Origin of the sequence: Nostoc sp. ChiVER01 (assembly GCF_034531155.1) — a bacterium.
Lineage (GTDB): Bacteria > Cyanobacteriota > Cyanobacteriia > Cyanobacteriales > Nostocaceae > Nostoc.
Window position 1 is genome coordinate 1 of the sequence record NZ_JAVRBS010000070.1, and the last position, 1,855, is coordinate 1,855.

Genomic DNA, 1,855 nt, shown 5'->3' on the forward strand with positions numbered 1-1,855 from the left:
CACGGATATCATCCTTAGCCAACTTCATCAAAGGGGAGTAAATGGCATTGTACATATCGCGTGCCATATTCACCGCACCTTCAAAACCCATATAAGGGCCATTATGGTAGCCATGACCATTCACATAAGGCAAATGCAACTTCTTCACCAAAGCACCCACCCTCGGTCCAGTCAACACCAAATCAGGCTTAACCATCTCCAGCACCTCAAAGAACTCCAGTTCATTGCCATCATCAATATAGATAGTACCCTCTTCACCTCTGGCAATCACCTTCTCAAAATCCTCTTGGTGTCCAAACTTCGACGACATCGCCACCACTTTCATTCCCAAATCGTCCTCCAGCGCCTTTGTCCAGTGCCATAAACGAGGGCCACCAGTCCAAATACAGACCTTTTTCCCAGTCAAGCGCTCCTTATACCAAGCTAACTTCGACTCATATTTTGCCACCTCTTCTGCAATCACAGCTTCGGCTCTATCCTCAATCCCAAAGAAAGCACCGATTTTGCGTAACCCTTCCTTAGCATAGTCAAAGCCCCAAGTATCCACATCGATCCGGGGAATGCCGTATTTTTTCTTCAACTCATTGGCAATATATCCAGCAGAACGGGCACAGTTAGTCACATTCAACTGCGCTCTGTGCATTCCACGCAATGAGTCATAAGTCCCATTCCCAGTAAAATGGGCAATAATTTGCACACCCATTTTTTCCATATACTTTTCAAGGACAAAGGTATCTCCTTGAATGTTGTAGTCACCAATCACATTAATCGTGTATGGGCTGGTAATTTCTGGCTCATAAGTTCCTACCTTGTCAGTCATCCACCCCATATTGAATACGTGGTGTCCTTTGGATTGACTCACCCCAGCAAAACCGGGACACTCCACAGTGAAGATATCAACATCACCGAGTTCTTTTTCTACTTCTTTAACTACAGGCTTAATATCATCGCCAATTAAAGCAGTAGAGCAGGTGGTGTAGACCATCATCCGTTTGATGTCAGGAAATTCCGCAAAGGCTTCCAGCATCGCTTTTTTCAGCAGCTTTTCACCACCGAAGACAACGTGCTGTTCCTTCATGTCCGATGACCAGACATATTTGAGTTGGAAGTTGCCATTGTCGCTGGGATAGCGTTTGGTGTGCCATGTATCATAGGCACAGCCTACAGGCCCATGTATCAACTGGATAGTGTCTTTGAGAACACCACCAATTACTAGCTTTGCACCACAATAGCTGCATCCGCGTTCAGATAATGAGCCGGGAATGGTTTCGACGTGGGCGCTAGGGAGAAACTGGGTTGTATCTTCTCCTTTCTCTTTAATATATATGTGCTTCTCCCGTTCGGGAATAGTTTCGTCGCACTTAAACAACTTCATTGGCATGGCTGATTGCTCCAGTTGCAATTGTTAAGAAGACAGACTCTTCTAATATGTAAGTTTTGTCAGAAACTTGTTGGAGTTCCTTGATTTCAAAATCCTATCAACCTTTGTAATTAATAATAGTAAAACTGATAACAATAACGCAAATTAATATTGCAAAATAATCAGAAACCTAGTTTATAATAGACAGTTCTGTATAGATTTCAAGTCATCCAAATTATTCTATATAGAAGATTTTGATTCAAGAGAGTAGACAGACTATTTTAACTGGAAGTGAAGAGATAAATGATTTAATTTCTGTCCTCAATATAGATATCTCTCCAAAGAGAAATCGACGATATTTTCTCAACTTTCAACAATAGAATAACGCAATTATCGGCTTTGAGGCTCTTTCGCTGATGACTAATTGTAACCACGAATACTCTTTGTAAATTAATTGTTCAGCGCAAGTAAATTGGCCAGTTGTATGATATTCTT

Annotated in this window: 1 protein-coding gene; it reads right to left on the bottom strand. The window is 41.8% G+C overall.

What is annotated here, in order from left to right:
- Positions 1-1,381: nitrogenase vanadium-iron protein, alpha chain (gene vnfD / locus RMY00_RS35995; RefSeq protein ID WP_322652126.1), on the bottom strand; the 1,381-nt coding region annotated here is incomplete at its 3' end.
- Between the last annotated feature and the right edge of the window lie 474 nt (positions 1,382-1,855).